At 67.3% G+C, this 25,743-nt stretch carries 23 protein-coding genes and 2 pseudogenes; 9 read left to right on the forward strand and 16 right to left on the reverse strand.

Annotated features, from left to right (window positions below):
• Window positions 1-15: 15 nt before the first annotated feature.
• Window positions 16-429, reverse strand: a complete 414-nt coding sequence (locus tag ACZY0B_RS12460) for a DUF5319 domain-containing protein (protein WP_003879523.1) — start codon at window positions 427-429, stop codon at window positions 16-18.
• Window positions 430-591: 162 nt separating this feature from the next.
• On the opposite strand from ACZY0B_RS12460, the gene guaB reads away from it, so the two are divergent.
• The 3 genes from guaB to ACZY0B_RS12475 are packed head-to-tail and all read left to right on the forward strand — an operon-like array spanning window position 592 to window position 5,110.
• A complete protein-coding gene (gene guaB / locus ACZY0B_RS12465) occupies window positions 592-2,181 on the forward strand; it encodes an IMP dehydrogenase (protein WP_463764413.1) in 1,590 nt (529 codons plus the stop codon).
• A 14-nt stretch (window positions 2,182-2,195) separates the two neighbouring features.
• On the forward strand, window positions 2,196-3,323 hold the full coding sequence (locus ACZY0B_RS12470; protein ID WP_463764463.1) for a GuaB3 family IMP dehydrogenase-related protein: 1,128 nt from the start codon (window positions 2,196-2,198) through the stop codon (window positions 3,321-3,323).
• A gap of 41 nt (window positions 3,324-3,364) precedes the next feature.
• Window positions 3,365-5,110, forward strand: a complete 1,746-nt coding sequence (locus ACZY0B_RS12475) for a GMC oxidoreductase (RefSeq protein WP_463764414.1) — start codon at window positions 3,365-3,367, stop codon at window positions 5,108-5,110.
• Here the strand turns inward: ACZY0B_RS12475 and ACZY0B_RS12480 are convergent.
• The 4 genes and pseudogenes from ACZY0B_RS12480 to ACZY0B_RS12495 all read right to left on the reverse strand — a co-directional run bounded on the left by ACZY0B_RS12480 (window position 5,107) and on the right by ACZY0B_RS12495 (window position 9,987).
• Window positions 5,107-6,009, reverse strand: a complete 903-nt coding sequence (locus ACZY0B_RS12480; RefSeq protein WP_463764415.1) for a TauD/TfdA dioxygenase family protein — start codon at window positions 6,007-6,009, stop codon at window positions 5,107-5,109. The two genes, ACZY0B_RS12475 and ACZY0B_RS12480, sit on opposite strands and share 4 nt — an antisense overlap.
• Window positions 6,010-6,107: 98 nt before the next feature.
• Complete coding sequence (locus tag ACZY0B_RS12485; protein WP_463764416.1) at window positions 6,108-8,483, reverse strand: glycoside hydrolase family 65 protein; 2,376 nt, start codon at window positions 8,481-8,483, stop codon at window positions 6,108-6,110.
• A pseudogene (locus ACZY0B_RS12490) lies at window positions 8,480-9,266 on the reverse strand (beta-phosphoglucomutase family hydrolase). Before ACZY0B_RS12490 ends, ACZY0B_RS12485 begins: the two are co-directional and overlap by 4 nt.
• Before the next feature lie 55 nt (window positions 9,267-9,321).
• Window positions 9,322-9,987: a TetR/AcrR family transcriptional regulator gene (locus ACZY0B_RS12495; RefSeq protein WP_463764417.1), complete on the reverse strand. Its 666-nt coding sequence runs from the start codon at window positions 9,985-9,987 to the stop codon at window positions 9,322-9,324.
• A gap of 112 nt (window positions 9,988-10,099) precedes the next feature.
• Here ACZY0B_RS12495 and ACZY0B_RS12500 point away from each other — a divergent pair, with 112 nt between their 5' ends.
• Window positions 10,100-11,248 carry an NmrA family NAD(P)-binding protein gene (locus ACZY0B_RS12500; RefSeq protein WP_463764418.1) on the forward strand — a complete coding sequence of 383 codons (1,149 nt, stop codon included), beginning with the start codon at window positions 10,100-10,102 and terminating at the stop codon, window positions 11,246-11,248.
• 40 nt (window positions 11,249-11,288) lie between these two features.
• On the opposite strand, the gene ACZY0B_RS12505 is transcribed toward ACZY0B_RS12500, so the two are convergent.
• From ACZY0B_RS12505 to ACZY0B_RS12525, 5 genes are read right to left on the reverse strand one after another with little or no spacing between them, the layout of a single operon-like run.
• A complete protein-coding gene (locus ACZY0B_RS12505; RefSeq protein WP_463764419.1) occupies window positions 11,289-11,732 on the reverse strand; it encodes a hypothetical protein in 444 nt (147 codons plus the stop codon).
• Window positions 11,729-12,610 carry an alpha/beta fold hydrolase gene (locus ACZY0B_RS12510; RefSeq protein ID WP_463764420.1) on the reverse strand — a complete coding sequence of 294 codons (882 nt, stop codon included), beginning with the start codon at window positions 12,608-12,610 and terminating at the stop codon, window positions 11,729-11,731. The genes ACZY0B_RS12505 and ACZY0B_RS12510 overlap by 4 nt, the downstream gene beginning before the upstream one ends.
• Window positions 12,611-12,614: 4 nt before the next feature.
• Window positions 12,615-13,427 carry a class I SAM-dependent methyltransferase gene (locus tag ACZY0B_RS12515; protein ID WP_463764422.1) on the reverse strand — a complete coding sequence of 271 codons (813 nt, stop codon included), beginning with the start codon at window positions 13,425-13,427 and terminating at the stop codon, window positions 12,615-12,617.
• Window positions 13,424-14,287: a class I SAM-dependent methyltransferase gene (locus tag ACZY0B_RS12520; protein ID WP_463764423.1), complete on the reverse strand. Its 864-nt coding sequence runs from the start codon at window positions 14,285-14,287 to the stop codon at window positions 13,424-13,426. The genes ACZY0B_RS12515 and ACZY0B_RS12520 overlap by 4 nt, the downstream gene beginning before the upstream one ends.
• Complete coding sequence (locus tag ACZY0B_RS12525) at window positions 14,284-15,852, reverse strand: MFS transporter (protein WP_463764424.1); 1,569 nt, start codon at window positions 15,850-15,852, stop codon at window positions 14,284-14,286. Before ACZY0B_RS12525 ends, ACZY0B_RS12520 begins: the two co-directional genes overlap by 4 nt.
• 79 nt (window positions 15,853-15,931) lie before the next feature.
• Between ACZY0B_RS12525 and ACZY0B_RS12530 the strand changes: the two genes are divergently transcribed.
• The gene (locus ACZY0B_RS12530; protein WP_463764425.1) at window positions 15,932-16,570 is read left to right on the forward strand and encodes a winged helix-turn-helix transcriptional regulator; all 639 of its coding nucleotides are present in this window, start codon (window positions 15,932-15,934) and stop codon (window positions 16,568-16,570) included.
• A 19-nt stretch (window positions 16,571-16,589) separates the two neighbouring features.
• On the opposite strand, the gene ACZY0B_RS12535 is transcribed toward ACZY0B_RS12530, so the two are convergent.
• On the reverse strand, window positions 16,590-17,687 hold the full coding sequence (locus ACZY0B_RS12535) for a cytochrome P450 (protein WP_463764426.1): 1,098 nt from the start codon (window positions 17,685-17,687) through the stop codon (window positions 16,590-16,592).
• Window positions 17,688-17,794: 107 nt separating this feature from the next.
• On the opposite strand from ACZY0B_RS12535, the gene ACZY0B_RS12540 reads away from it, so the two are divergent.
• Entirely contained in the window at window positions 17,795-18,337 is a 543-nt protein-coding gene (locus ACZY0B_RS12540; protein WP_463764427.1) for a TetR/AcrR family transcriptional regulator, read from the forward strand.
• 10 nt (window positions 18,338-18,347) lie between these two features.
• Window positions 18,348-19,928, forward strand: a complete 1,581-nt coding sequence (gene guaA / locus ACZY0B_RS12545) for a glutamine-hydrolyzing GMP synthase (protein WP_463764428.1) — start codon at window positions 18,348-18,350, stop codon at window positions 19,926-19,928.
• Window positions 19,929-19,944: 16 nt separating this feature from the next.
• Here guaA and ACZY0B_RS12550 read toward each other — a convergent pair whose 3' ends face one another.
• Complete coding sequence (locus ACZY0B_RS12550; protein WP_463764429.1) at window positions 19,945-20,553, reverse strand: hypothetical protein; 609 nt, start codon at window positions 20,551-20,553, stop codon at window positions 19,945-19,947.
• A gap of 100 nt (window positions 20,554-20,653) precedes the next feature.
• Between ACZY0B_RS12550 and ACZY0B_RS12555 the strand changes: the two genes are divergently transcribed.
• Window positions 20,654-21,340 carry a hypothetical protein gene (locus ACZY0B_RS12555; protein WP_463764430.1) on the forward strand — a complete coding sequence of 229 codons (687 nt, stop codon included), beginning with the start codon at window positions 20,654-20,656 and terminating at the stop codon, window positions 21,338-21,340.
• A gap of 50 nt (window positions 21,341-21,390) precedes the next feature.
• Window positions 21,391-22,935: a DNA polymerase Y family protein gene (locus ACZY0B_RS12560; RefSeq protein WP_463764464.1), complete on the forward strand. Its 1,545-nt coding sequence runs from the start codon at window positions 21,391-21,393 to the stop codon at window positions 22,933-22,935.
• A 5-nt stretch (window positions 22,936-22,940) separates the two neighbouring features.
• On the opposite strand, the gene kasB is transcribed toward ACZY0B_RS12560, so the two are convergent.
• From kasB to ACZY0B_RS12580, 4 genes and pseudogenes are all read right to left on the reverse strand, one after another.
• Window positions 22,941-24,194 carry a 3-oxoacyl-ACP synthase KasB gene (kasB, locus tag ACZY0B_RS12565; RefSeq protein ID WP_463764431.1) on the reverse strand — a complete coding sequence of 418 codons (1,254 nt, stop codon included), beginning with the start codon at window positions 24,192-24,194 and terminating at the stop codon, window positions 22,941-22,943.
• Between the two features lie 69 nt (window positions 24,195-24,263).
• Window positions 24,264-25,282: pseudogene (locus ACZY0B_RS12570) on the reverse strand (nucleoside hydrolase).
• Window positions 25,283-25,310: 28 nt separating this feature from the next.
• Entirely contained in the window at window positions 25,311-25,526 is a 216-nt protein-coding gene (locus tag ACZY0B_RS12575; protein ID WP_463764467.1) for a VOC family protein, read from the reverse strand.
• Window positions 25,459-25,737, reverse strand: a complete 279-nt coding sequence (locus ACZY0B_RS12580; RefSeq protein WP_463764432.1) for a VOC family protein — start codon at window positions 25,735-25,737, stop codon at window positions 25,459-25,461. The genes ACZY0B_RS12575 and ACZY0B_RS12580 overlap by 68 nt, the downstream gene beginning before the upstream one ends.
• Window positions 25,738-25,743 lie beyond the last annotated feature (6 nt).

Consider the following 25,743-nt stretch of genomic DNA (forward strand, 5'->3'; position numbering starts at 1 on the left):
CGGGCCGCTCAACAATCAGTGGCGCCGGTGAAATCCGTCGGCGTCCGACGTCGCTTCGTTGAGCGAGGCGTCGGCGTACCCCCGGCAGTAATCCCACGTGACGTAGGCGTCGGGCTCCGGGTCGTAAGCAGGCTCGTGCGGGCGGACGGTGCCGTCGATCAGCAGTTGCAGCAGGTTGGCCCGCAACATGTCCCAGTCGTGATAGTGGTCTTGCTGACACTCGTCGCAGCACACGACAAGTCCGCGAATTCCCTTGTGCGCCAACAGGGCTTCGTAAACGGCCAGATCGGCCAGGTCCGCCTCGACCGCCATCCGCTCTTGCTGATCCAGAGGCTGTCCAGGCTCGACGGCGTCCAGCGCCGCCGACGGGTCGCACGGGTCGTCCGCGAACGGGTCGGGTGGCAAACCCGGGGGGAGGTGGTCACGCACGCCCCATAGCCTACGCAAGCGGGCCGTGGTAACGCCAGCAGGCAGATGTGCGTCGCCGGCGCTCCGATTGGGGCGGGCGGCGCGCCAACAGGTGCAACTCCCCGACGGCCGGGACCGATAGGATGGGTTTCTCGCTCCGCGCGCGCATGGAGGGTTTCACCGATGTCCCGTGGCACGTCCCATCTCGAAGACAGCTCCGACCTGGTCGCAAGTCCCTACCTGCGCGTCGGCGGTCTGGCCGACGAGGGGGTGCCGACCGGAGGAGACAACCCGAACAAGGTGGCGATGCTGGGCCTGACCTACGACGATGTGCTGCTGCTGCCCGCGGCCTCCGATGTGGTTCCCGCCACTGCTGACACCTCCAGCCAGCTAACGAAGAAGATCCGGCTGCGAGTGCCGCTGGTGAGCTCGGCGATGGACACCGTCACCGAGTCGCGGATGGCCATCGCGATGGCCCGCGCCGGCGGCATGGGTGTGCTGCACCGCAACCTGCCGGTCGCCGAACAGGCCGGCCAGGTGGAGATGGTCAAGCGGTCCGAGGCCGGCATGGTCACCGACCCGGTCACCTGCCGTCCGGACAACACACTTGCCCAGGTCGACGCGCTGTGCGCCCGGTTCCGGATCTCCGGCCTGCCCGTCGTCGACGACTCCGGCGCGCTCGTCGGGATCATCACCAACCGCGACATGCGCTTCGAGGTCGACCAGACCAGGCCCGTTTCCGAGGTGATGACCAAAGCGCCGCTGATCACCGCCCGCGAGGGCGTCAGCGCCGACGCGGCGCTGGGCCTGTTGCGCCGCAACAAGATCGAGAAACTGCCCATCGTCGACGGCCACGGCCGGCTGACCGGGCTGATCACCGTCAAAGACTTCGTCAAGACCGAACAACACCCGCTGGCCACCAAGGACAGCGACGGCCGACTGCTGGTGGGCGCCGCCGTCGGTGTCGGCGGTGACGCCTGGGTGCGCGCGATGATGCTGGTCGACGCCGGGGTCGACGTGCTGATCGTGGACACCGCGCACGCGCACAACCGCCTGGTGCTCGACATGGTCGGCAAACTCAAGGCCGAGGTCGGCGAGAAGGTCGAGGTGATCGGCGGCAACGTCGCCACCCGCTCGGCCGCCTTGGCGCTCGTCGAGGCCGGCGCCGACGCCGTGAAGGTCGGCGTGGGACCGGGTTCGATCTGCACCACCCGCGTGGTGGCCGGGGTCGGCGCACCTCAAATCACGGCGATCCTGGAAGCCGTCGCGGCCTGCGGACCGCACGGTGTGCCGGTCATCGCCGACGGCGGACTGCAGTATTCCGGCGACATCGCCAAGGCGCTGGCCGCCGGCGCGTCGACGGCCATGCTGGGCTCGCTGCTGGCCGGCACCGCCGAGGCGCCCGGCGAGCTGATCTTCGTCAACGGCAAGCAGTTCAAGAGCTACCGCGGCATGGGGTCGCTGGGCGCGATGGCGGGCCGCAGCGGCGGCAAGTCGTACTCCAAGGACCGCTACTTCGCCGACGACGCGCTCTCCGAGGACAAGCTGGTGCCCGAGGGCATCGAGGGCCGGGTGCCGTTCCGCGGCCCGCTGGCGTCGGTGATCCACCAGCTGACCGGCGGCCTGCGCGCCGCGATGGGCTACACGGGCTCGCCGACCATCGAGGTACTGCAGCAGGCGCAGTTCGTCCGGATCACGTCGGCCGGTCTCAAGGAGAGCCATCCCCACGACGTGACCATGACCGTCGAAGCGCCGAACTACTACGCGCGGTGAGCAGCGAACTGAACATGGTCGAGATCGGGATGGGCCGCGTCGCCCGTCGCACCTACGAGCTCAGTGAAGTCAGCATCGTGCCGTCTCGGCGCACCCGCTCGTCGCAGGACGTGTCGACGACTTGGCAGCTGGACGCCTACCGGTTCGACATCCCCGTGGTGGCGCACCCGACGGACGCGCTGGTGTCGCCGGAGTTCGCGATCGAGCTGGGCCGGCTCGGCGGGCTGGGCGTGCTCAACGGCGAGGGGCTGATCGGCCGGCACGCCGACGTGGAGGCCAAGATCGCGCAGCTGATCGAGGCCGCCAGTAAGGAGCCGGAACCCTCGGCGTCGATCCGGCTGCTGCAGGAACTGCACGCGGCGCCGCTGAACCCGGACCTGCTGGGCGCAGCGGTGGCCCGCATCCGCGAGGCCGGCGTGACCACCGCGGTACGGATCAGCCCGCAGAACGCGCAGTCGCTGACCCCGGTGTTGCTGCAGGCCGGCGTCGACCTGCTGGTCATCCAGGGCTCCATCATCTCGGCCGAGCGCGTCGCCTCCAACGGCGAGCCGCTCAACCTGAAGACCTTCATCTCCGAGCTCGACATTCCGGTGGTCGCCGGCGGTGTGCTCGATCACCGCACCGCGCTGCATCTGATGCGCACCGGTGCCGCCGGCGTCATCGTCGGCTACGGCTCCACCCGGGGCGTGACCACCAGCGACGAGGTGCTGGGCATCAGCGTGCCGATGGCCACCGCGATCGCCGACGCCGCGGCCGCGCGCCGCGAATACCTCGACGAGACCGGCGGCCGCTACGTGCATGTGCTGGCCGACGGCGACATTCACACCTCCGGCGAGCTCGCCAAGGCCATCGCCTGCGGTGCCGACGCGGTGGTGCTGGGCACGCCGCTGGCTGAGAGCGACGAGGCGCTCGGCGGCGGCTGGTTCTGGCCGTCCGCGGCGGCGCACCCGTCGTTGCCGCGCGGGGCGTTGCTGCAGATCGCCGTCGGTGAGCGGCCGCCGCTCGAGCAGGTGCTCAACGGGCCGTCCGACGATCCGTTCGGCAGCCTCAACCTGGTCGGCGGCCTGCGCCGATCGATGGCCAAGGCCGGCTACTGCGACCTCAAGGAATTCCAGAAGGTCGGGCTGACGGTCGGCATCTAGGGACTGGATCGTTACTGGCCGGTAAGTTCATACTGGTGGGAATGAAGCCAGATTTCGACGTCCTGATCATTGGTTCGGGTTTCGGCGGCAGTGTCAGTGCGCTGCGGTTGACCGAAAAGGGTTACCGCGTAGGCGTATTGGAGGCCGGCCGGCGCTACTCCGACGCGGAATTCGCGAAAACGTCGTGGGATCTGCGCAAGTTCCTCTGGGCGCCCAGGCTGGGCTGCTACGGCATCCAGCGGATTCACCCGCTGAAGAACGTGATGATTCTGGCCGGAGCCGGGGTGGGCGGCGGGTCGCTGAACTACGCCAACACGTTGTACGTGCCGCCGGATCCGTTCTTCAACGATCAGCAGTGGTCGCACATCACCGATTGGCGCGGCGAGCTGATGCCGCACTACCGGCAGGCGCAGCGGATGCTGGGCGTGGTCGAGAACCCGACGTTCACCGACGCCGACCGGATCGTCAAGCAGGTCGCCGACGACATGGGATGCGGAGACACCTTCGTGCCGACGCCGGTCGGGGTGTTCTTCGGCCCCGACGGAACCAAGACGCCCGGAAAGACGGTGCCAGATCCCTTCTTCGGCGGCGCGGGCCCCGACCGCACCGGCTGCCTGGAATGCGGCTGCTGCATGACCGGCTGCCGTTACGGCGCCAAGAACACCCTACTCAAGAACTACCTCGGACTCGCGGAATCTGCTGGGGCCCAAGTTATTCCGATGACGACCGTGAAGAGTTTCGAGCAGGGCTCCGACGGATTGTGGAAGGTCCGCACCGTGCGCACCGGAAGCTGGCTGCGCCGGGATCGGCGCACGTACACCGCGAGCCATGTGATCCTGGCCGCGGGCACCTGGGGGACGCAGCATCTGCTGTTCAAGATGCGGGACAAGGGTCGGTTGCCCCGTCTCTCAACGCGTTTGGGCGTCTTGACCCGAACAAACTCGGAATCGATCGTCGGCGCCGGACGGTTGAAGGTGTCCCCGGATCTGGACCTGACGCACGGGGTGGCGATCACGTCGTCGATTCACCCGACGGCGGATACCCACATCGAACCCGTCCGTTACGGCAAGGGCTCCAACGCCATGGGCCTGCTGCAGACCTTGATGACCGACGGCCCGGGCCCACAAGGCACGGATGTGCCGCGCTGGCGGCAGTTGCTCGACACCGCCGGCGAGGATCCGCGCAAGATGCTGCGGCTGCTCAATCCCCGCCAGTGGAGCGAACGAACAGTGATCGCGCTGGTCATGCAGCACCTGGACAACTCGATCACCACGTTCACCAAGCGCGGGAAGCTGGGCATCCGCTGGTACTCCAGCAAGCAGGGGCACGGCGAGCCGAACCCGTCGTGGATTCCGGTCGGCAACGAGGTGACCCGCCGCATCGCCGAAAAGATCGACGGTGTCGCCGGCGGTACCTGGGGCGAGCTGTTCAACATTCCGCTGACCGCGCACTTCCTCGGCGGTGCGGTGATCGGCGACAGCCCCGACCGAGGCGTCATCGACCCCTATCACCGCGTCTACGGCTATCCGTCGCTGCTGGTGGTGGACGGCGCCGCGATCTCGGCGAATCTGGGCGTCAACCCGTCGCTGTCGATCACCGCGCAAGCCGAGCGGGCCGCCTCGCTGTGGCCGAACAAGGGCGAGATCGATCAGCGGCCGCTGCAGGGTGATGCCTACCGCCGGCTGGAGCCGATCGCGCCGAAGCACCCGGTGGTGCCGGCGGACGCGCCCGGCGCGCTGCGCTGGTCGCCGACCGACCCGATCGGCACCACCGCCGACGCGGGTTAGCTCGCGATCACCTCAAGCGGCGCGCCCTTGACCACCCGGCTGCGCTCGCCGTGCACGTTGACCGGCACATCGCCCATCAGCGTGACACGGTGCATCAGCCGCGGCTGGTCGTCGTAGTCGTCGACCGCGCGGTGCTGGGTGGCCCGGTTGTCCCAGATGGCCACGTCTCCGGCTTCCCAGTTCCAGCGAATAGTGTTCTCGGGCTTGGTGATTCGCTGTTGCAGCAGTTCCAGCAGCGCGCTTGACTCGTGGCTGTCGAGGCCGACGAAGTTGCGGACGAAATTGCCCGCGATCAGCGTGCGCTCACCGGTCTCCGGGTGCACGCGCACCACGGGGTGCTCGGTCTGGAAGTCCTGCTTCTCGAACGCCTGCCGGAACGCCCGCTGCGCGTCGCTCAACGCCAGGTCGGCTTCGGTGGTCACATAGTCGTAGCGGTTGCTGTGCAGCGCCCACAGATTCTCGACGAGGCACCGCAGCGGCTCGGGCAGGTCTTCGTAGGCCGCAGCCGTCGAGGCCCACAGCGTAGATCCGCCGTAGCTGGGCAGGGTGATGGCCCGCAGGATCGACGCTGCCGGGTAGTTCGCGGCGAAGGTGACGTCGGTGTGCCAGCGATTGGCCTTGCCGTATTCCGAGTTGATCGGCGTGATGACGGGCGCGCCTTTGGCTGCGAGCGCACCGGCCGCCGGGTGCCCGACGGGCGTGCCCAGCAGGCCGCCGAATGCGAGCTGCTGCCGGTCATCGAGGTGGTGCTGGCCGCGGAAGAAGATGACCTTTTGGGTCAGCAGCGCCCGGCGGATCTCCTCGACGGCGGCTGGGTCCAGGTCGCCGCCGAGGTGCACCCCGTCGACCCGAGCGCCGATCCGGCTGCCCAGCTTGGTGACGGTTATCTGGTCTGTCATGGCTGTCGTCCTTGCTAAAACATCGGGTGTAGTCAGTTGACTAAGCACGAGTGTAGTCGCATGGCTACAGTTTCGGCAACCAGCCGTCTGACCCGTGCTTAGTTACCCGCGAGCTGGTGGGCCTGCGTCCGCCGGTGCGTGGGCTCGCACCCGGGCGGCTGCGGCGGCGGCGGCAGCAGTGCCTTGCGCTGACGCACCGCGAAGGTCGTCGGCGACTCCGTCTTCAGCACAACCTCTTCACCGGCGTGCCGGATGGCCAGCTCACCGCTGGACCCGTCGGTCAGGGTGTAGGTGACGTCGGCGTGGTTGGCGTCGACCATCAGCCGGAAGTCGCGCCACCGCACCCGGAACCGCAGCCGGGTGATGCCGTCGGGCAGGGCGGGATCGATCTCGAGGATGCCGTCGTCGTCGCGCAGGCCGCCGAAGCCCGCAACGATCGCCATCCAGGCGCCGGCCAGCGATGCCATGTGCAACCCGTCGCGGGTGTTGGAGTGCAGATCACGCAGGTCGATCAGCGCGGCCTCGTAGGCATAGTCGTGTGCCAGCTCCAGATGCCCGACCTCCGCGCACATCACGGCCTGGCAGCAGGCCGACAGCGAGGAGTCGCGCACCGTGCGCCGCTCGTAGTAGTCGACGTTGCGGGCCTTCTGTTCGGGCGTGAACGCATGGCTCTGCCACTGCATGGCCAGCACCAGGTCGGCCTGCTTGATCACCTGTGCCGGGTAGAGCCGCACATAAGGCTCGTGCAGCAGCAGCGGGTATTTGTGCCTGTTCTGGAAATCCCACTCCGCGAACTTGGTGAAGCCTTCGCACTGCTGGTGGACACCCAGCTCCTCGTCGTAAGGAATGTTGACGGCGCCGGCCGCGTCGCGCCAGGCGGCCGTCTCCTCGTTGGTGATGCCCATCGCTTCGGCCGCCTCGGGGTGGCGGTTGCAGGCATCGGCGGCGACGACCAGGTTGTGTGCGGCCATCAGATTGGTGAAGACGTTGTCGCGCACGATCGCCGTGTACTCGTCGGGGCCGGTGACGCCCTCGAGGTGCCAGACACCGTGGCGGTCATGATGCCCGAGCGACATCCACAGCCGGGCGGTCTCGATCAGCACCTTCAGGCCGCAGTCCGCCTCCAGCGACTGATCGCCGGTGACGACGCGGTACCGCTCGAAGGCCATCGCGATGTCGGCATTGATGTGAAAGGCCGCGGTGCCGGCCGGCCAATAGCCGGAACACTCCTGACCGCGGATGGTTCGCCACGGGAAACTCACACCCTCGAGGCCGAGTTCGTGTGCCCGGTCCCTGGCCATGTCCATCGTCGACGCGCGCCACCGCAGCGAATCGGCGACGGCGTGCGGCAACGTGTAGGTCAGCACGGGGAGCACGAAACCCTCGGTGTCCCAGAAGGCGTGGCCGTCGTATCCCGTTCCGGTCAGCCCCTTGCTGGGGATGGCGCGCCGCTCGGCCCGGGCGCTGGCCTGCACCAGGTGAAACAGGCCGAACCGCACGGCTTGCTGGGATTCCGAGTCGCCTTCGACCTCCACGTCCGCGTTGTCCCAGAAGTCGTCGAGGAACTCCCGCTGGGCCTTCACCAGCCCGTCCCAACCGCTGTAGCGCGCGCTGTGCAGCGCGGCGGCGACCTGGTCACGCAGCGCGGGCCGCGAGCGCTGGCTGGACCAGCCGTACGCGAGGTATTTGACGATGCGCAGCTTCTGCCCGGGCCGCAGTCCGCAGATCACGGTGGTCCGTGCCAGATCGGCGCGCGCGTCGTTGGTGACCTCGACCCGCCCCGGAACCTCAACCAGGTGATCCATCCCCGCGGCCATCATCAGCTGGCTCGCCCGGGTGCGGTGCATCAGCAGCGCGCCGCACTCGGTCTCCTCGTGATCGACGGCCTCCAGCGGGTTTTCCAGAATGGCCGCCACCCGCGGGTCGGCCGACGTCGTCGGCTGGTCCTCGTTGGTGACCAGCTCGGATTGCACGGTGACGCGCACAAACTCGTTGACCGCCTCGACGCAGTACTCGATGGCGGCGACACTGCGGTGGGCCAGGGACACCAGCCGGGTGGAGGTCACCTTGACTTCCTTGCCTACCGGCGAACGCCAGTGCGCGTTGCGGGTCAGCGTCCCCGCCTTCAGGTCGAGGACACGCTCGTGGGAGATGAGTTCGCCGTACCGGACGTCGAACGGCTCGTCCTCGACGAACAGGCGAAAGATCTTGCCGTTGGTCACGTCGACGACGGTCTGGCCGGCCTCGGGGTAGCCGTAGCCTGCCTCGGCGTAGGGCAGCGGCCGGATCTCGTAGAACGAGTTCAGGTAGGTGCCCGGCAGGCCGTACGGTTCGCCCTCGTCGAGGTTGCCGCGTAGCCCAATGTGCCCGTTGGACAAGGCGAATATCGATTCGGACTGGGCGATCAGGTTCAGATCGAGCCGTGTCTCGCGGACCACCCACGGTTCGACGGGGAAGGCTTCCTGGGTGATCATGCTTCCAACAATTCTGCGAGGTCGGTCACCACGACGTCGGCGCCGTTTTTGCGGAGATCTTCGGCCTGGCCCACTCTGTCGACACCAACCACGTAGCCGAAGTGACCGGCACGGCCGGCCGCCACACCCGACAGCGCGTCCTCGAACACGGCGGCCGCGTCGGGGGCGACATCGAGCAGCTGTGCCCCCCGCAGGAACGAGTCGGGGGCGGGCTTGCCCGGGATGTGCTCTTCGCGCAGCGTGTTGCCGTCCACCCGCTGCTGGATGAACCGGTCCAGACCGGTGATCTTGAGCACCTCGGGGGTATTGGCGCTGGCCGACACTACGGCGATACCCAGACCCGCCGCCGAGACCGCCTCCAGGTAGCGCCGCGACCCGTCGAACACCTCGACGCCGTCCTTTTCGAGGACCTTTTGGAACATGTCATTCTTGCGATTGCCCAGGCCGTAAACGGTCTCGGCGGCACCGGAGTCGTCGGGATGGCCGTCGGGCAGCTCGATTCCCCGGCTCCCCAGAAACGACCGAACCCCGTCTTCCCGCTTCTTGCCGTCTACGTATGTCCGGTAGTCCGTGGCGGCATCGAAGGGGACGAACTTCTCCCCGTCGCGCTCGGCTCGCTGGGACAGGTAGGCGTCGAACGTGGCCTTCCAGGCCTTGGTATGCACGCTCGCGGTATCGGTGAGCACACCGTCGAGGTCGAACAAGCAGGCGCGCACCTTCTCTGGCAGACCCAGCACAGAGGATCCTCACTGTAGGAGTGGTCGGGCGATACCACTCCACCATGCTTGGCTGTATGCCGCCAGCGATTCAGCGGCTGTGCGCGGCTCGAGCCGCCGAGCTAGGTGTTGTTTAGCAGGCCACGCTCGATGAGGTCGAACACTTGGGCTTGCGAGAATTTGACGGCCGCGGGGCTCCTGGGTAGCGGTCCGTCGAGGAGCAGGCTGGCCAGCCCGTGCACCGCTGACCAGGCGGCAACCTCGGCTCCCGGCCTGCGGCGAGCATCCAATAGACCGGCGGCTTGGGCTTCGTCGAGCACTTGACCAAGAACCTCGAACGGGTCTTGGCCCGTTGTCGCTCGATCGTGCTCTGCGCCGTCGGACGTCGCGGGATGCGAGGTGAACGCGGTGCGAAACAGTCCCGGCTCGGAGATCGCGAAGTCGATGTAGGCGGTGCCGACCGCGCGCAGCCTCTTTCGAGGGTCGTTGGTGCGATCGACGCGTCGGCGCATTTGCGCGGCAAGCTCATTGCGCGCATAGCTCGACACCTCGGCCAGGAGTGCCTCGCGGTCGGCGAAGTGGCGGTAGGCGGCCGAGTGCGACACTCCGGCGGCCCGGGCTGCCTCGCGCAGGACCACCCGATCGGGTCCGCCCTCGCGGGCCAGCGCGACGCTCGCCTTGATAAGGGCCGAGTGCAACGCACCGTGGTGATAGCCCTTTTTGCCGGCGGGGCCGGCGGGGCCGGCGGGGCCGGCGGGGCCGGCGGGGCCGGCGCGGACGGAACTCATGCCATCACGATCTCACGTCGCAAGAGATGTTGACAACGGTCACATTATGGTCGCATACTGCGGAAGTAACCACTGGTCACATTTTGTGGTCCAAACAAGGAAGGGAACTCCAATGACAAACACACGTGTGCTGGTTACCGGCGCGACGGGAAGGATTGGCGGCGCGGTGGTGGCTCAATTACTGGAAAAGGGCGTGGCCACGAGAGCATTGGTACGTCGCGACGATGGGCGCAGTGCCCGTTTGCGGGCCTCAGGGGCCGAGGTCGTTGTGGCGGATATGCTTGACATTCAACAGGTTCGGGCTGCGGTCGACGGCGTGGATCGATTGTTCTTCAACCCCCCGTACCACCCGCACGCACTTGACAGTGCGGTCACCTTTGCCGTGGCCGCGCGCAGCGCCGGCGTTGAGGCGGTGGTCGCGCTGGGCCAGTGGCTGGCCAGTCCGGAGCATCCGTCCCTGATGACGCGCCAGCATTGGTTGTCCGACAAGCTGTTTCAGTTCCTGCCGGACACCGCCCACGTCGCGGTCGATCCCGGATTCTTCGCGGACAACTATTTCCAGGTGCTGCCGGTTGCCGCCCAACTCGGGGTGTTGCCGACGCCGAGGACAGGGGGACGACTCAACGCGCCCCCGTCCAATGAGGACATCGCCCGGGTCGCGGTGGGCGCATTGCTCGACCCGCACCGCCATGACGGCCGTGCCTACCGCCCGACTGGGCCAAAGCTGTTGTCCGGTAATGACATCGCCGATGCGGTGGGTGAGGCGTTGGGCCGGCGGGTCCGCCTCATGGAAATTCCCCCGTGGATGTTCATGCGAGCGGTGCGCGTGAACGCCAAGCAACTCGGAGCCGACATGTTCTTCGAGTCTGGCTTGCGCCATTACCTGCCCGAGACCGCGCTGGGAAGCTGGGAGGTGGGCGGCCCGACCACTCATGTGCGTGATGTCGCCGGCGTCGAACCCGAAGACTTTCTCACCATCGCCCGCCGCTACGTCAAAGCGGCGGACACCCGGCGAACCGCGGGAAATATGCTGCGCGAGATTGGGAAGCTCATGCTGACGGGGCTGGTGCCGGCGCACCGGCTCGACCGCTTCGACAGGCGCCAGCAGCATCCCCAGCCTGCCCAGCCCCGGTATTCGGCCGAGTCAGCCGTGTGGCAAAGCGAGCACACCCCGTCCGTTGACCCAGCGCACTATCGGTTCGGTCCAAGCACGATCTCGGCATCCGCGGACGGACTGTGGAACCAGCGATTGTCGTCCTAGCCGCCAGCACTGCGACAGCGTGATCGCGTACCGAATCCCACTACCGCCCGGCGCCTTGACGGCGGCGTCGGACCGGCAGCCAGCATGCCGCCAACGGGACCGTGGTGAGCAATCCGAGCGCGACCACCCCCGGCAGGTGCTGGTGCTGGTCGCGCATGGCGACGGCCATGACGAGCATGGCGGCGAAGTGAGTCGAGTTCGCGGTGAGGTTGAAATCGAGGAACAGCCGGTTGGCGAGCGGGTCCCTGGCCGATCCGAACAGGAAGAGCGCCCAGACGATATAGACGGTGGCGAACATGATGGCGATCGCGTCGCCGCCGGATCCCCAGTCAAACAGCCGGGCGAAAAACGGTGGCAGCGAGTCGATGTGGTGTGTCGTCGTGAGAACGAGGTCGGGCACGAAGAAGAGCAAATAGCCGACCGCGGTCAGCCGGATCATCACCGGCAGCCAGGATGCCGCGCGGCTGGTTGGGGTTTGGTTCATGCTCCGCTGCTTTGCCGGATGATCCGAACCATCTCGGTTGGGCTCTCCAGCGCGGAGAAGTGGCCGACGCCGGGCAGCGTGATGGCCTCGACCTGTAGTTGGCGAGCAACCTGCTCCCGCTCCGCCGGACGCGACCAGTCGTGTTCGCTGTAGACCAACGTGACGGGTGTCTTCACCTGCGTGTAGCGGCTTTTCGCGTCGATGAACCCGGTGAGGCTGCCCATGATGGCCCGGTTCACCGTGGGGTAGCCGGGCCGGCGACCGCTTCGCCGTAGCTCGCGGAGGAAGTCCTCCGGCAGGCTCTTGCGGTTCGCCAGGCCGCCCCACAGCACGCCCCGCAGAATCATGCGATTCTCCATCCGGGCGAAGACCGGTCCCGAACCGGGCAGGCGGACGCCGGTTCCGATCAGCCGGGCGAACCAGTTGCCGCGTTCCAGCCCGCTCGGGTAGTCGTACGGGTTGAAAGCGATCACGCCGCTCACCCGGTCCTTCAGCTCGACCCCGGCCAACAGCGCGATCGCGCCCCCCATCGATTCGCCGGCCAGCGTCACCTCGTGCAGGTCAAGCATCTTGACGAATTCGACTACAGCACAGTGTAATTCAGACTCTCCGTAGCGGGTGCCCGGGACGATGTCGGACCATCCCATGCCGGGAAAATCCAGGGCATAGATCGTGAATTGGTCCCACAGCCCGGGTATGACTCTCTGGAAGTAGTCCAGCTGGGTGCGAACCGTGTGGAGCAGCACCAGCGGTGGCCCCGTGCCCGCAGTGAAGTAGCGCAGCCGGGACCCATCGGACCGGCGTAGGAACTTGACCTCGCCGCGAGCGCCACTCCATGTCTTTGTGTAGCTCTGGTCCGGAATAGCGTTGTGTTGCATGGTGTTAACCTTCCGCGGCCGCTCGAGCGACTCCCTGAATGACCCGCAGCCGCCCGTCCGACAACTCGGCCGTCAGGTTTTCGGCTTTGCGGGTGAAGTCGGCCACGAAGGCGTGCAGGCCCAGCGGGTTGGCGGACTGAGCCAGCAGGGCTTGCATGAGCGCACTCGCCTGGTCGGACAGATCATTCCAGTGTTCGATGGCGAACCCGGAAGACTCGACGACGGCGCGCAAGTCATCGGAGCTGACCAGATGGCTGTGTGCGGGCCGATCGGCCCAGGGCAGTGGAAATTCGAGTTGGCCACTGTCACCAACCACGATGTCCCACATGGCGAGACGGCCACCTGTGACCAGCACGCGGCGGGCTTCGGAGTAGAGGCGCGCCTTGTCGGCCACGTTCATCTGAACATGTTGGCTGATGACGATGTCGAAGCTGGCGTCGGCGAAGGGGAGTTCGGTGACATCGCCCTGATGAACCGATATCCGTTGGTCCAGCCCGACGAGCCGATTGAGCCAACGGTGGGTTTCGCAGTATTCGTCGGTGAGGTCCACGGCGGTGACCGTGCAGCCAAAGCGGGCGGCGACGTATCGTGCGGTGCCGCCGATGCCACTTCCGGCATCGAGCACCGCACTGTCAGTTGTGACGTCGACCAAGTCCAGCAGCGCCGCCGTGGCGAAGCGGCCCATGGTGTGGAAGTCCTCCAGCAGGCCCAGGTCGGCAGGGGCCAGGTGCTCGAGGTCCTTGCCGGCGGCGAGCAATGCCCGCTCGATGTTGCGCCGCGACAGCCCGGTCGAATACTGCGTTTCGATCGCAGTCATGCCATTTCCCTTTCCGATTCACGAGCCGGCTGCAGCCGCACCCATGCGGTGATGAGCGGCGGCATGGTGATGACGGCGTTGGCCGCCAGCGCCTCCTCGCGCAACCGCGGGACAAACTCGTCGATGTCGGCGAGCTCATCGACGGCGAAGCCGTTCTGTTGCGCGACGGGGGATACCAACCGCCAGACTTCCGCGGCATAGGCCAGGATGTCGTGGTCGGCGGCGGTGCCGATCGGTGTGCCTTGCGTCAGGTGCGGTGAGCCCAGGCCGGCGTCGGCGAAGACGTTGTGCAGCGTGGTGCCGAACTCTGCGCTGAGCCCCATGGCCTCGAAGGCGCTGACGATTCCCGCCACCGTCCGCCGAAACAGCGGGATATCGGGGATGCTGCGCGTTGCGGTGATGTCGTTCTCCGAAAACGCGATCGTGCCCCCGGGGCGCACCAACGTGCTGAGCCGGCGAAGGGTGGCGGCCGGCTCCGGCAAGTGCATCAGGATCAACCGGCCGATTACCGCGTCGACCGGTTCGTCCAAGGTGAGCGAGTCAATGCCGGATTGCCTGAAATGTACTGTCGTAAAGCCTTGTTCGGCGGCACGGGCGCTGGCCAGAGCGATCATCTCGGGTGCGGCGTCTACTCCCAGTACGGTTCCGGTTGGACCGACCAGCCGAGCGGCGACGAATGACACGTCACCGGGGCCGCAGCCGACATCGAGCACTCGCATGCCCGGTCGCAGCCCGGCGATTCGCAGCGCATGTTCGGTGTGGTCGTTATACAGCCGTCCTTGCAGGAGTAGCCGCCGCACCTCCACGTCCTCGTGGCCCAGAACGTACGTGCTTCCGCTTGCCGCTACTGGTGTATTCATGGGTTCAGCTGCCTTTCCTTGTCGGTGATGTCGGGCTGGGAGGCGTTGCTTGGTTGCGCCTGGGCCGGCAGCAGTCCCGCGACGACGATCGCCGCGGCCAGTGCGATACCCGCGCATACCAGCGAACCCACCTGCAGGCCGTCCAGGAACGCGTGGTTGACGGCGTCGCGCACCTGACCGGCGCGCTCCGCGGGGAGCTGTTCGATCACCTTGTGCGCCACTGCCATTGAGCTGCGCATCGCCGAGGTAACCTCGGCCGGCAATGCGGCCAGGGCGGGCGCGGAGCCGAGGTGCGCGGAGTAGACCGAGGCGAAGACGCTGCCCACGATTGCAACACCCAGGGTGCCGCCGAGCTCGCGCGTGGTGTCGTTGACGGCCGAGCCGATCCCGGCCTTGTCGGCGGACAGCGATCCCATGATCGATTCGGTTGCCGGCGCCGTCGTCAGTCCGAGGCCGCCACCGAGCAACAGCATCTGCGTGGCGATCTCGACGTAGCTCGTCGCGGCTTCGGCGGTAGACGCCCACGCCAGGCCGGCGGCGAACACGGCCAGGCCCCCTGCGACGACGGCGGTGGTGCCGATCCGCTGCACCAACCGCGGCCCCAGGATGCTGGCCACCGCGATGGATATGGCAACCGGCAGCAATCGCACGCCGGCCTGAAATGCGGTGTAGTCCTTGATGAACTGGAAGTACTGGGTGATCACGAAGATGAATCCGAACAAGGTCAGAAAACCAGCGGTCACCGCGAGACTGCCGCCGGAGAACCGGGGGTTCGAGAACACCGTGACGTCGAGCATGGGGTGGGTGCTGCGCCGCTCCCAGAGTGCGAACCCGACGAGAAGGGCAGCGGCCAAGGCGAAGCCGACCGCGGCGTGGGCGCTCGTCCAACCCCACGACGGCGCCTCGATGACGGTATAGACCAACGCGGTGACGCCGGCCGCCGACAGCAGCAGCCCGGGAACATCGACGCGCGGTGCGGCGGGGTCGCGGGAGGTTGGGACGAACAAGACGCCGCCGATGATGGCCACCACCGCGATCGGAATGTTTACCATGAAGATGGCGCCCCACCAGAAATGCTCGAGCAGCCAGCCACCGCTGATCGGCCCCACGGCCACCCCGACACCGACCATCGCCGCCCACAGCCCGATCGCCTTGGCGCGGGGGACTGGGTCGGTGAAAATGTTGGTGATCAGGCCCAGTGTGGTCGGGAAGATCACCGCCGCGCCCACACCCATAGCGGCCCGCCCCGCGATCAGCTGATCCGCGGAATTCGCCTGCGCTGCAAGGCCTGACGTGATCGCGAACAGCGCGAGGCCGGCATTGAGCCAGCCTCGTCTGCCGAATCGGTCGCTGAAGCTGCCGGCCGACAACAGTAGTCCGGACATGACCAGGGTGTACGCGTCGACGATCCATTGCAGCTGCGAGGTGTCGGCATCGAGTTCGCGCGACAGCGTGGGCAGGGCGACGTTGACGATGGTGGCGTCGACGCTGATGACGAAGACGCCGAGGCAAATGACGGCGAGCGCGGCGAGCGGGTGATTTCGGAACACTGGGCTGGTGCGCATGGACAAGACAGTAAATCTAACAGACAAATAAATCAAGTAGTAGATAGAAAAAGATGTCTGCCGCTGGTAGGGTGGGGTGATGCGGACTCGCAACTACAACCAGAACTGCCCGATCGCGCGCGGGCTCGATGTCCTGGGTGAGCGATGGACGTTGCTGATCCTGCGCGAGCTGGTCGGCGGCCCCCGGCGCTATTCGGACCTGCGCGGTGAACTGCCTGGCATCGCGACCAATCTGCTCGCCGAGCGACTCAACGAGCTGCACGACGCCGGCTTGGTGGAGCGCACCGACTTACCCGCCCCGATCGGGCGCACCGTTTACACCCTCAGCGACCTGGGCTGGCAGCGGGTACTGCCCATCCTGCAGAGCCTCGCGTGGTTCGGCCTGGACCGGCTGGATCCGATCGACGTTGGCCCGGTATCGCCGCTGAACGGGTTCCTGGCCGGCATCCTGCTGGGCTTCGACTCGCGGAAGGCGGCCGGGTTAGAGGCGACGTGCCGGGCCGACATCGACGGCCGCCGTTTCGACTTCGCGGTCACGCAAGGGCGCCTCGCCGGTGCTCACGGCGAACCCGCGGTGACGATCACCGCCCGCGCGGCGGATCTGGTGACCGCCCGTTTGGGCTCCAGTGCGGCCGAGCGCAAGGCGGCAATGCGGCGCATCGGCGTGACGGGCGACCCGAGCGCCGTCGGCGCGCTGCGTGAGGCGTTCGCGCTGTAGGCGCGGGCCGGCGCCGACCTCACCACGACACCGGTAGCTCGACCAGCCCGCCGGCCAGCACGTCGCGACGCGTGGTCAGTTCTGCGGGGTCAACCGTCAGGTGCATTGCTGGGAATCGCGGAATCAGTTGGGCAAAAACGGTATTCAGCTCGACACGCGCCAACGGGGCTCCGACGCAGTAGCGTGCGCCGTATCCGAAAGAAACATGGGCGGCTTCCTTGCGGGCGATGTCGATAGCCTCTGGGCGGGTGAACGCCGCGGGGTCGTGATTGGCCGAGCCGATGTCCAGCAGTACCAGGTCTCCGGCGTGGATGGTGGTGTCATCGATGACGAAATCGGTGCGTGCATAGCGGGGAACGCCACCCACGCCACCCCCTGTTGTCGCCGCTCGCAGGAGCTCCTCGACGGCGTTGGGGATCAACGCGGGTTTGTCCAGCAGCGCCTGCCATTGATCGTGATTCGTCAGCAACAGCAATGCCCCGAGGCCGATGTGGACCACCGTGGTCTCATGGCCGGCGAACAGCAGGAACATAGACATCGTGGCGGCCTCCTCGTCGGAGACGCCGTCGGTCGCAGACAGCCGAGATATCACATCGTTGCCGGGATGCGCGCGTTTGCGCGCGACCAATCCGCGGCCGTATTCGAACAGGTCGGCCAGCCCGCGCTCGGAGCGGGCGTGATCGCGCACATTGCCCGCATCCTCTGCCCAGGCGCGGAATTGGGCCCGGTCGGAATAGGGCACGCCGAGTAGTTCGCAGATCACCAGGATCGGCAACGGCAACGCCAGTTGCGCGTGCAAATCAGCCGGGGGGCCCGCTGCTGCCAGGTCGTTCAACAGCTCGGTGGTGAGTGCTTCCACCCTTGGCTTCAGCGCCCGCAGATGCCCGGGTGAGAAATGGGGCTGCAGCAGTTTTCGCGTCCGGACGTGGTCGGCGTCTTCGGTGTCGAAGTTGCCCAGCGGGCCACCGAACAGTGCCGATTCCCCGGTGCGTGCCGCCGTGTCGGGTTCGCGATGAGAGCGACCGAGACGATCGTCGTCGAGCAGGTGTCGTACCTGCGCATAGTCGGTGACCAGCCAGGCCTCGTGGCCGATCGGCGTGCGTATCTTGGATGGCATCGGCGACACCTTAAGTATAGGAGTACTTATACAAAGGTACTTGTACACTGTCACATGTACAAGGAAAGGTTGAGATGACGGCTGTCCGATCAGAGTCGACTCCGCGAATGCCCCGCGCCCAACGGCGTGAACAGATCGTGAATGCCGCCACTCGTGCGTTCGCCCGCGGCGGGTTTGCCGGCACGGGGCTCGATGCCATCGCGACGGAAGCAGGTGTCACGCCGGTGATTCTGTACCGGCATTTCGCTTCGAAAGCAGACCTCTACCGAGCCGTCATCGACAGCGGGCACACCCGCCTCCGGGAAGCCACCGGCACAGACGATTTCGACGACGCCAGCATCCCCGCACTCATCCGCGCAGCGGCGGCCGATCCGGACGCTTTCCGGCTGCTGTTCCGTTATGCCGTTCGCGAACCGGAGTTTCGCGACATGATCGATACGCTCAGCGAGAGTTCGACCGAGATCACCCGCCGCCACCTTGCCGGCATTTCCGACGATCGATGGCGGAGCTGGGCGGCGCGATTGCTACCGACCCTGACGGTCGATGCCGTCATCGCTTGGCTCGACGCCGGCCAACCCGACCCTGATCAAGCCGCGGTCCGAATCCGTCGCGTTGTCGACGCCGTCATCCACGCCGCTGGCCCCCACTAGACTCGTGGCCGTGGCGAAACCTGCTGACCTCAAGGTCGGACCCGCGGACCGACCCGTATTGGTGGTCGACTTCGGCGCGCAGTATGCACAGTTGATCGCCCGTCGCGTACGCGAAGCGCGGGTCTTTTCGGAGGTCATTCCGCACACCGCCTCGATCGACGAGATCAAAGCCAAGGATCCGGTGGCGCTGGTGCTCTCCGGCGGACCGGCCAGCGTGTACGCCGAGGGCGCCCCGCAACTGGATCCCGCGGTGTTCGACCTCGGTGTGCCGGTGTTCGGCATCTGCTATGGATTTCAGGCGATGGCGCAGGCGCTGGGCGGGACCGTCGCCCACACCGGCACCAGCGAGTACGGCCGCACGGAGCTGAAAGTGCTTGGCGGAGAACTGCATTCGGGACTGCCCGAGATGCAGCCGGTCTGGATGAGCCACGGTGACGCGGTCACGGCGGCGCCCGAGGGTTTCGACGTGGTGGCCAGCAGCTCCGGTGCGGCGGTCGCCGGCTTCGAGAACCGAGCCCGTCGGCTGGCCGGCGTGCAGTATCACCCGGAGGTGATGCACAGCCCGCACGGGCAGCAGGTGCTCAGCCGGTTCCTGCACGACTTCGCCGGTCTCGGAGCGCAGTGGACCGCCGCCAACATCGCCGAGGCGCTGACCGAACAGGTGCGGGCCCAGATCGGCGACGGCCATGCGATCTGCGGGCTGTCCGGCGGGGTGGACTCCGCGGTGGCCGCGGCGCTGGTGCAGCGCGCCATCGGAGACCGGCTGACGTGTGTCTTCGTCGACCATGGGTTGTTGCGGGCCGGTGAGCGCGCCCAGGTGCAGCGCGATTTCGTCGCCGCCACCGGCGCCAACCTGGTCACCGTCGATGCGGCCGACACCTTCCTCGCGGCGCTGGCGGGTGTGACCGACCCCGAGGGCAAGCGCAAGATCATCGGCCGGCAGTTCATCCGGTCCTTCGAGGGCGCGGTGCGGGATATCTTGGCCGACACTGGATCCGAGGTCGACTTCCTGGTGCAGGGCACGCTGTATCCGGACGTGGTGGAGTCCGGTGGGGGCAGCGGGACCGCGAACATCAAGAGCCACCACAACGTCGGCGGTCTGCCCGACGACCTGAAGTTCAAGCTGGTCGAGCCGCTGCGGCTGCTGTTCAAGGACGAGGTGCGTGCCGTCGGGCGGGAACTGGGCCTGCCGGAGGAAATCGTTGGGCGCCAGCCGTTTCCGGGCCCGGGACTGGGCATCCGGATCGTCGGCGAGGTCACCGCAAAGCGGTTGGACACGCTGCGTCGCGCCGACTCGATTGCCCGCGAGGAGTTGACCGCCGCGGGCCTCGACAACCTGATCTGGCAGTGCCCGGTGGTGCTGCTGGGTGAGGTGCGCTCGGTCGGCGTACAGGGCGACAACCGCACCTACGGGCACCCGATCGTGCTGCGGCCGGTGTCCAGCGAGGACGCCATGACCGCCGACTGGACCCGGGTGCCCTATGAGGTGCTGGAGCGCATCTCGACCCGGATCACCAACGAGGTGGCCGAGGTCAACCGCGTGGTGCTGGACATCACCAGCAAGCCGCCGGGCACCATCGAGTGGGAATAGCCGAGTTTCTTCGGCCTTACTCCACGAATTCGCTTCTGCCGTAAGCAATGCCGACCGCATCCCAGTTGCCGCCGGCCTCGTCGGCCAGCCGGCGGGCAATATCGCGATCGCCGTTTGCGGCGACCAGGATCAGGGTGCGGTCGGTCGCGGTGACGGACGCGCCCCGTAGCCGGTTGCGTGCCGCCGGATCGGCTGCGAGCGCAGTGCCGAGACGCTCGATGTCGACATCGGGCACCGTGATGAGGACCGCGTTCTGCTCCGGCGCATGCTGGGGCAGATAGTCGAAGGACAGCACCGTTTCCTGGTCGAACTGACGGCGCAGGGCCTCGGCGGCGATGTGCAGGGTGGCCTCGTCGGTGCCGCACAGATGAAATTCGCGGGACCGCTCGAAGGTGACCCGCTGCAGCGCCCTGGACCAGTACACCCCATCGAGCGGGGTCGATCCCGTCACCGCGATGCCGTTGAGAGTGATCGTCACGTCGGCCTGCGGCTCGAACAGCGGATCGGCGTTGTCGACGACGAAGAACTCCGCCGGCTGACAGTTGCCGACCCCGCTTTTGGCCGGCGTTGCCGTCCCGACGGCGACACAAAAAAGCACCAGGAGCCACAGCAGCACCGAGCGCATAAAGCAGCCTCTCACGTTTCTTGACGGCTGTCGGAGGTTGGGTGTTTACTCTCGAACATACATTCGAAAACAATCGAGGAAATGCTGGTAGGAGGCTTGTATGACGGCAGCTGTCGCCTCCAACCAGGATCGCACCGAACAGCTTGAATCGCTACGCCGGAAGATCGCGGTGTTGTCCGGGAAGTCGGCCGAGAAGGCGCCTGTCGCCCGCCCCGATGAGCTGCTGCCGGAATCGGAATCCCAACTGCCGGTCCCGCAGTGGCTGGCCGACGCGTTGCCCGCGCAGTTGCCCCGGGGGACGGTGGCGGTGCTGTCGGGAGCGCGTTCACTGCTGCTGAGTATGGTCGCCGCGGTAACGGCGGCCGGAGGAAACGCGGCCATCGTCGGCCAGCCGGATATCGGGCTGCTGGCCGCGGTGGAGATGGGGGCGGACCTGAGCCGGCTCGCGGTGATACCGGATCCCGGGACCGATCCGGTGGAGGTTGCCGCGGTGCTGATCGACGGCATGGACCTGGTGGTGCTCGGTCTGGGTGGGCGCCGGGTGCCGCTGACCCGGGCGCGGGCAGTGGTGGCTCGCGCCCGGCTCAAGGGCTGCACCCTGCTGGTCACCGACGGCGACTGGCAAGGAGCGCCCACGCGGCTGGAGGCCAGGGTCTGCGGTTACGAGATCACTGCGGGTAACCGCGGCACCCCCGTCTGCGGATTCGGACGAATCAGCGGAGTGCGGCTGCAGGTCAGCGGGGTGTGCGCGGGGAGACGGGTGATCGGCCGAACGCGAACCGGGTGAGACCGGTGGCGTCTTCCGGGGCCGGTTCCCGGGTGCTGGCCATCTGGTGCATGGATTGGCCGGCCGTCGCGGCGGCGGCAGCGGCGGGTCAATCCATGACGACCCCGATCGCGGTCACTTTGGCCAACCGGGTGATCGCCTGCTCGTCGGCCGCGCGTGCGTCCGGTGTGCGACGTGGATTGCGACGCCGGGAGGCGGCGGCCCGCTGTCCGCAACTGCACATCGCCACCGCCGACGCCGACCGCGACGCCCGCTTTTTCGAAGGGGTGGTTGCGGCGGTCGACGATTTGGTGCCCCGGGCCGAGGTGCTGCGGCCCGGGCTCCTGGTGTTGCCGGTGCGCGGAGCGGCCCGTTATTTCGGGTCCGAGGCCACCGCTGCCGAGCGGCTGATCGACGCGGTGGCCGCGGCCGGCGCCGAGTGTCAGGTCGGGATCGCCGACCAGTTGTCCACCGCGGTCTTTGCCGCCCGGGCCGGCCGCATCGTCCAGGCGGGCGGCGATGCGAAGTTTCTGTCGGTGCTGTCGATCCGGCAGCTGGCCACCGAGCCGAGTTTGTCGGGTCCGGGGCGAGAGGAGCTCACGGATCTGTTGTGGCGGTTAGGAATTCGCACCATCGGGCAGTTCGCCGCGCTGTCGTCCACCGACGTGGCTTCCAGGTTCGGCACCGACGGGGTGAGCGCGCACCGGTTCGCCCGCGGCGAACCCGAGCGGGGACCGTCCGGGCGGGAGCCCCCGGCCGAACTTGAGGCCGTGCTGGACTGCGACCCGCCGATCGACCGGGTCGACGCCGCGGCATTCGCCGGGCGCTCGCTGGCCGGCACGCTGCACCAGATGCTGATGTCCGCCGGAGTGGGATGCACCCGGCTGTCCATTCATGCCGTCACCGCCAACGGCGAGGAACTGAACCGGGTGTGGCGGTGCGCCGAGCCGTTGACCGAGGACGCCACCGCCGATCGGGTGCGCTGGCAACTGGACGGGTGGTTGAGCAACCGGACCGCCCGCCACCCCCGCCCGACGGCGCCGGTGACATTGCTGCGGCTGCAGGCGGTGGAGGTGGTGTCCGCCGAGGCGCTGCAGCTGCCGTTATGGGGTGGCCTCGGCGAGGAAGACAGGCTGCGGGCGAAGCGGGCGCTGGTGCGGGTGCAGGGTCTGCTCGGCCCGGAGGCGGTGCGGGTGCCGGTGTTGTCCGGAGGCCGCGGGCCCGCCGAACGCATCACGCTGACCCCGCTGGGCGACGAGCCGGTGCCGCACGCGCACCCGGGACTGCCCTGGCCCGGCCAGCTGCCGGATCCGTCGCCGGCGGTGCTGCTCGACGATCCGGTGGAATTGCTTGACGCCCAAGGAAATCCGATTCGGGTGACCAGCCGGGGGATGTTCTCCGCCGACCCCGTGCGCCTGGTCGCCCGCGGCCAGGACGACCCGCTGCGCTGGTGGGCCGGGCCTTGGCCGGTCGACGAGCGGTGGTGGGATACCGACCTGAACTCGACCGGTTCACCGGGCCGCACCGCCCGCGCCCAGGTATTGCTAAAGAGCGAACGCGCATTGCTGCTCTGCTATCGCCAGCGGCGGTGGTATCTCGAAGGGATCTACGAGTAACGGTGTCAGTACCGGCCGAAAGCCACGGCCACGTTGTGGCCGCCGAATCCGAACGAGTTGTTGATCGCGTACCGGTAATCGCCGGGCCGCGGCTTGCCCGACACCACGTCCAAGTCGATCTCCGGATCGAGATTTTCCAGGTTCAGCGTCGGCGGAACCACCTGATCCCGCAGCGCCAGCACGGTCAGGATCGACTCCACCGCGCCGACCGCACCGACCGAGTGACCGAGCGCGGCCTTGGGCGCGTACACCGCCGGCGTGTTGCTGCCCAGCGCGTTGTTGATCGCCTTGCCCTCGGCCAGGTCGCCCACCGAGGTGCCGGTGGCGTGCGCGTTGACGTGGTCGATGTCGTTGGGTGTCAGCCCGGCCAGCTGAATCGCCCGGGTCATCGCGTGCCCGGCGCGCGCGCCGTTGGGGTCCGGCGCCACCATGTGGAAGCCGTCCGAAGTGATACTGGCGCCCATGATCCGGGCCAGGATGTTGGCCCCGCGAGCCTTCGCGTGCTCCTCGGTCTCGATGACCATCAGCGCACCGGCCTCACCGAACACGAAGCCGGTCCGGTCCACGTCGAATGGGCGGCACGCCCCGGCAGGGTCATCGTTGCGAGTCGACATCACGATGCGCATCTGCGCAAATGCCGCGATCGCCACCGCTTCGATCTTGACCTCGACGCCGCCGCAGATGGCGATATCGGCCTCGCCGAGGACGATATTGCGCCAGGCCTGGGCGATGCCTTCCGAACCGGATGCGCACGCCGATATCGGGGTAAGTACCCCGGCCCCGGCGTGCCGTTCCAGCCCGACCGCTGCGGCGGGGGCATTCGGCATGTACTTCTGCACCGCGAGCGGAGAAACCGCCTTGCGGCCGCGAGCGCGCATGTCGTCGTAGCTGAACACGATCTGCTCGGCCGAGCCCAGGCCAGTGCCGATCGATACCAGCAACCGGTTGTGGTCGACCTCGGGCGAACCGGCGTTCTCCCATACCCGGCGGCTCAAGATGGCGGCCATCCTCGGCAGCCAACCCATCCGGTGCCGCTCGGCACGCGTCAATCCCTGGTCGAAATCCTCCAGCAGGTGCCCACCGATACGTACCGGCAGGTCGTAGTGTTCGATGAACGAATCTTCGAGGGTGCGGATGCCGCTTTGGCTGTCCAGCAATAACTTCCAGGTGTTCTCGGCGTCGGTAGCTAGTGCAGTCGTCATGGCAATGCCGGTGACCACTACATTTGGTAGCGCCCTCCCCGTAACCAGCTCTGTCATTGCGTAGGTCCTTTCGTGCTGACTAACGCAACCCTGTGCAGATACGTCACTATTCCATAGCCCCGTGCTTCACGAGGCGAGCCGACGCGCGAATGGCCCCACGCGTTCGATGAACCGGTCGAAGAACACTGTCGGATCGACGCCAACTCCAATGTGCGCGTTGGGTTCCCGGCGCCAATCGGTCACCGTCATACCGCGGGTCAGGGTCCCGGCAAGCTCGACGTCCACCCGCCCGGAACGGGTCGCGATGAGTTCGGGTTCCAGCGCGACCGCCGCGGCCAATGGGTCGTGCAGATGCGCCAGATATCCGTGCCCGTTGTCGAAGTAGCCCTCGAGGTAGAACCGCATCGCGTCTTCGATAACCCGAATCACCGGATTGGACGCCGTCGATCGGTGCCCCGTTCGTCCTGCACGCTCATCATCGTCGACGTCGACTCCGCGGCGTCCGCCAATCTCGCCAGGATCTGCGGTGTCATTGCGACGTTGCGGGTCAGATCCAAGCCGCACAAGATCGGAAGTTGCTGCGGCCCAAGGTCTTCGGCGGACCAGGCGGTGAACACCTCGGCGGCCGCCTCGGGGTCCACGCTGATATTCCATTCGGCGACGGCGGTGGTGTTGCCGATGTGGTCGTAGGAGCCGCCCATGATGACCAGTCGGCGCAACAGGTTTGGCAGTGCGGGCTCGGCGCGCAGCGCCAGTGCCAGATTGGTCAACGGGCCGGTCGCCACGCCGATCAGCTCGCCGGGAAAGACCCGCGCTGCGCGCACCCAGGCCGTCGCCGAGTCGTACTCGGTCAACGCGGCGCCGCTCGGGGGCAGGTCGGCATACCCCAGGCCCCGTGGGCCGTGAACTTTCGACGGGGTTCGCAACGGGCCGGCCAGCGTTTCGTCGGCGCCCTTCGACACCGGAACAGCGGTGACACCGCACAGCTCGAGCAGGCCCAGGTTGTTGGCGCAAACCTGTTGTACGCCAACATTTCCACCGGTCGAGGCGATGCCGACCAGATTGGCGTCCGGGCTGGCCAGCAGGTATATCAAGGCCAGCGCGTCATCGACGCCGGTGTCGACATCGACGAAAACGGGTTTCACTGCGGCAACGATACCCGGGCCCTAAGGGTCAGCCGGCGAGCCGCGTTGTCACCTCTTGGACCAGCCACCTGTTGCCGTCGGGATCGTTGAAGGAGAAAAACGACTGGTAGCTGGCGTGGTCGGGGTCGGGTCCGGGTAGCCGCGCCTCCGGCGGGAACGGCACCCCATGCCACAGATCACTCATTTCGATGCCACGGCGGAAGAAATCCTGGTGGGCCGCTTCGATGTCGGAGACGGTCAGCACGCCTTGCGCCGAGGCGAGGTTCGGCCGGCGTGATTCCCACGCCGAACGTGACTGAGCAGGCAGAGCCTGGGGGCGTGAACTGAATGATGCGGACGCCGCCGCCGGGCGCGACGTCGCTGTCTAGCTGCCACCCCAGGCTTTCGTAGAACTGCCTGGATCGCTCGACGTCGGATACGGGGACGACGTGGACCTCAAGGTGCATGTCGACCATGCCGAT

It is taken from the genome of Mycobacterium sp. IDUB_19 (assembly GCF_055419445.1).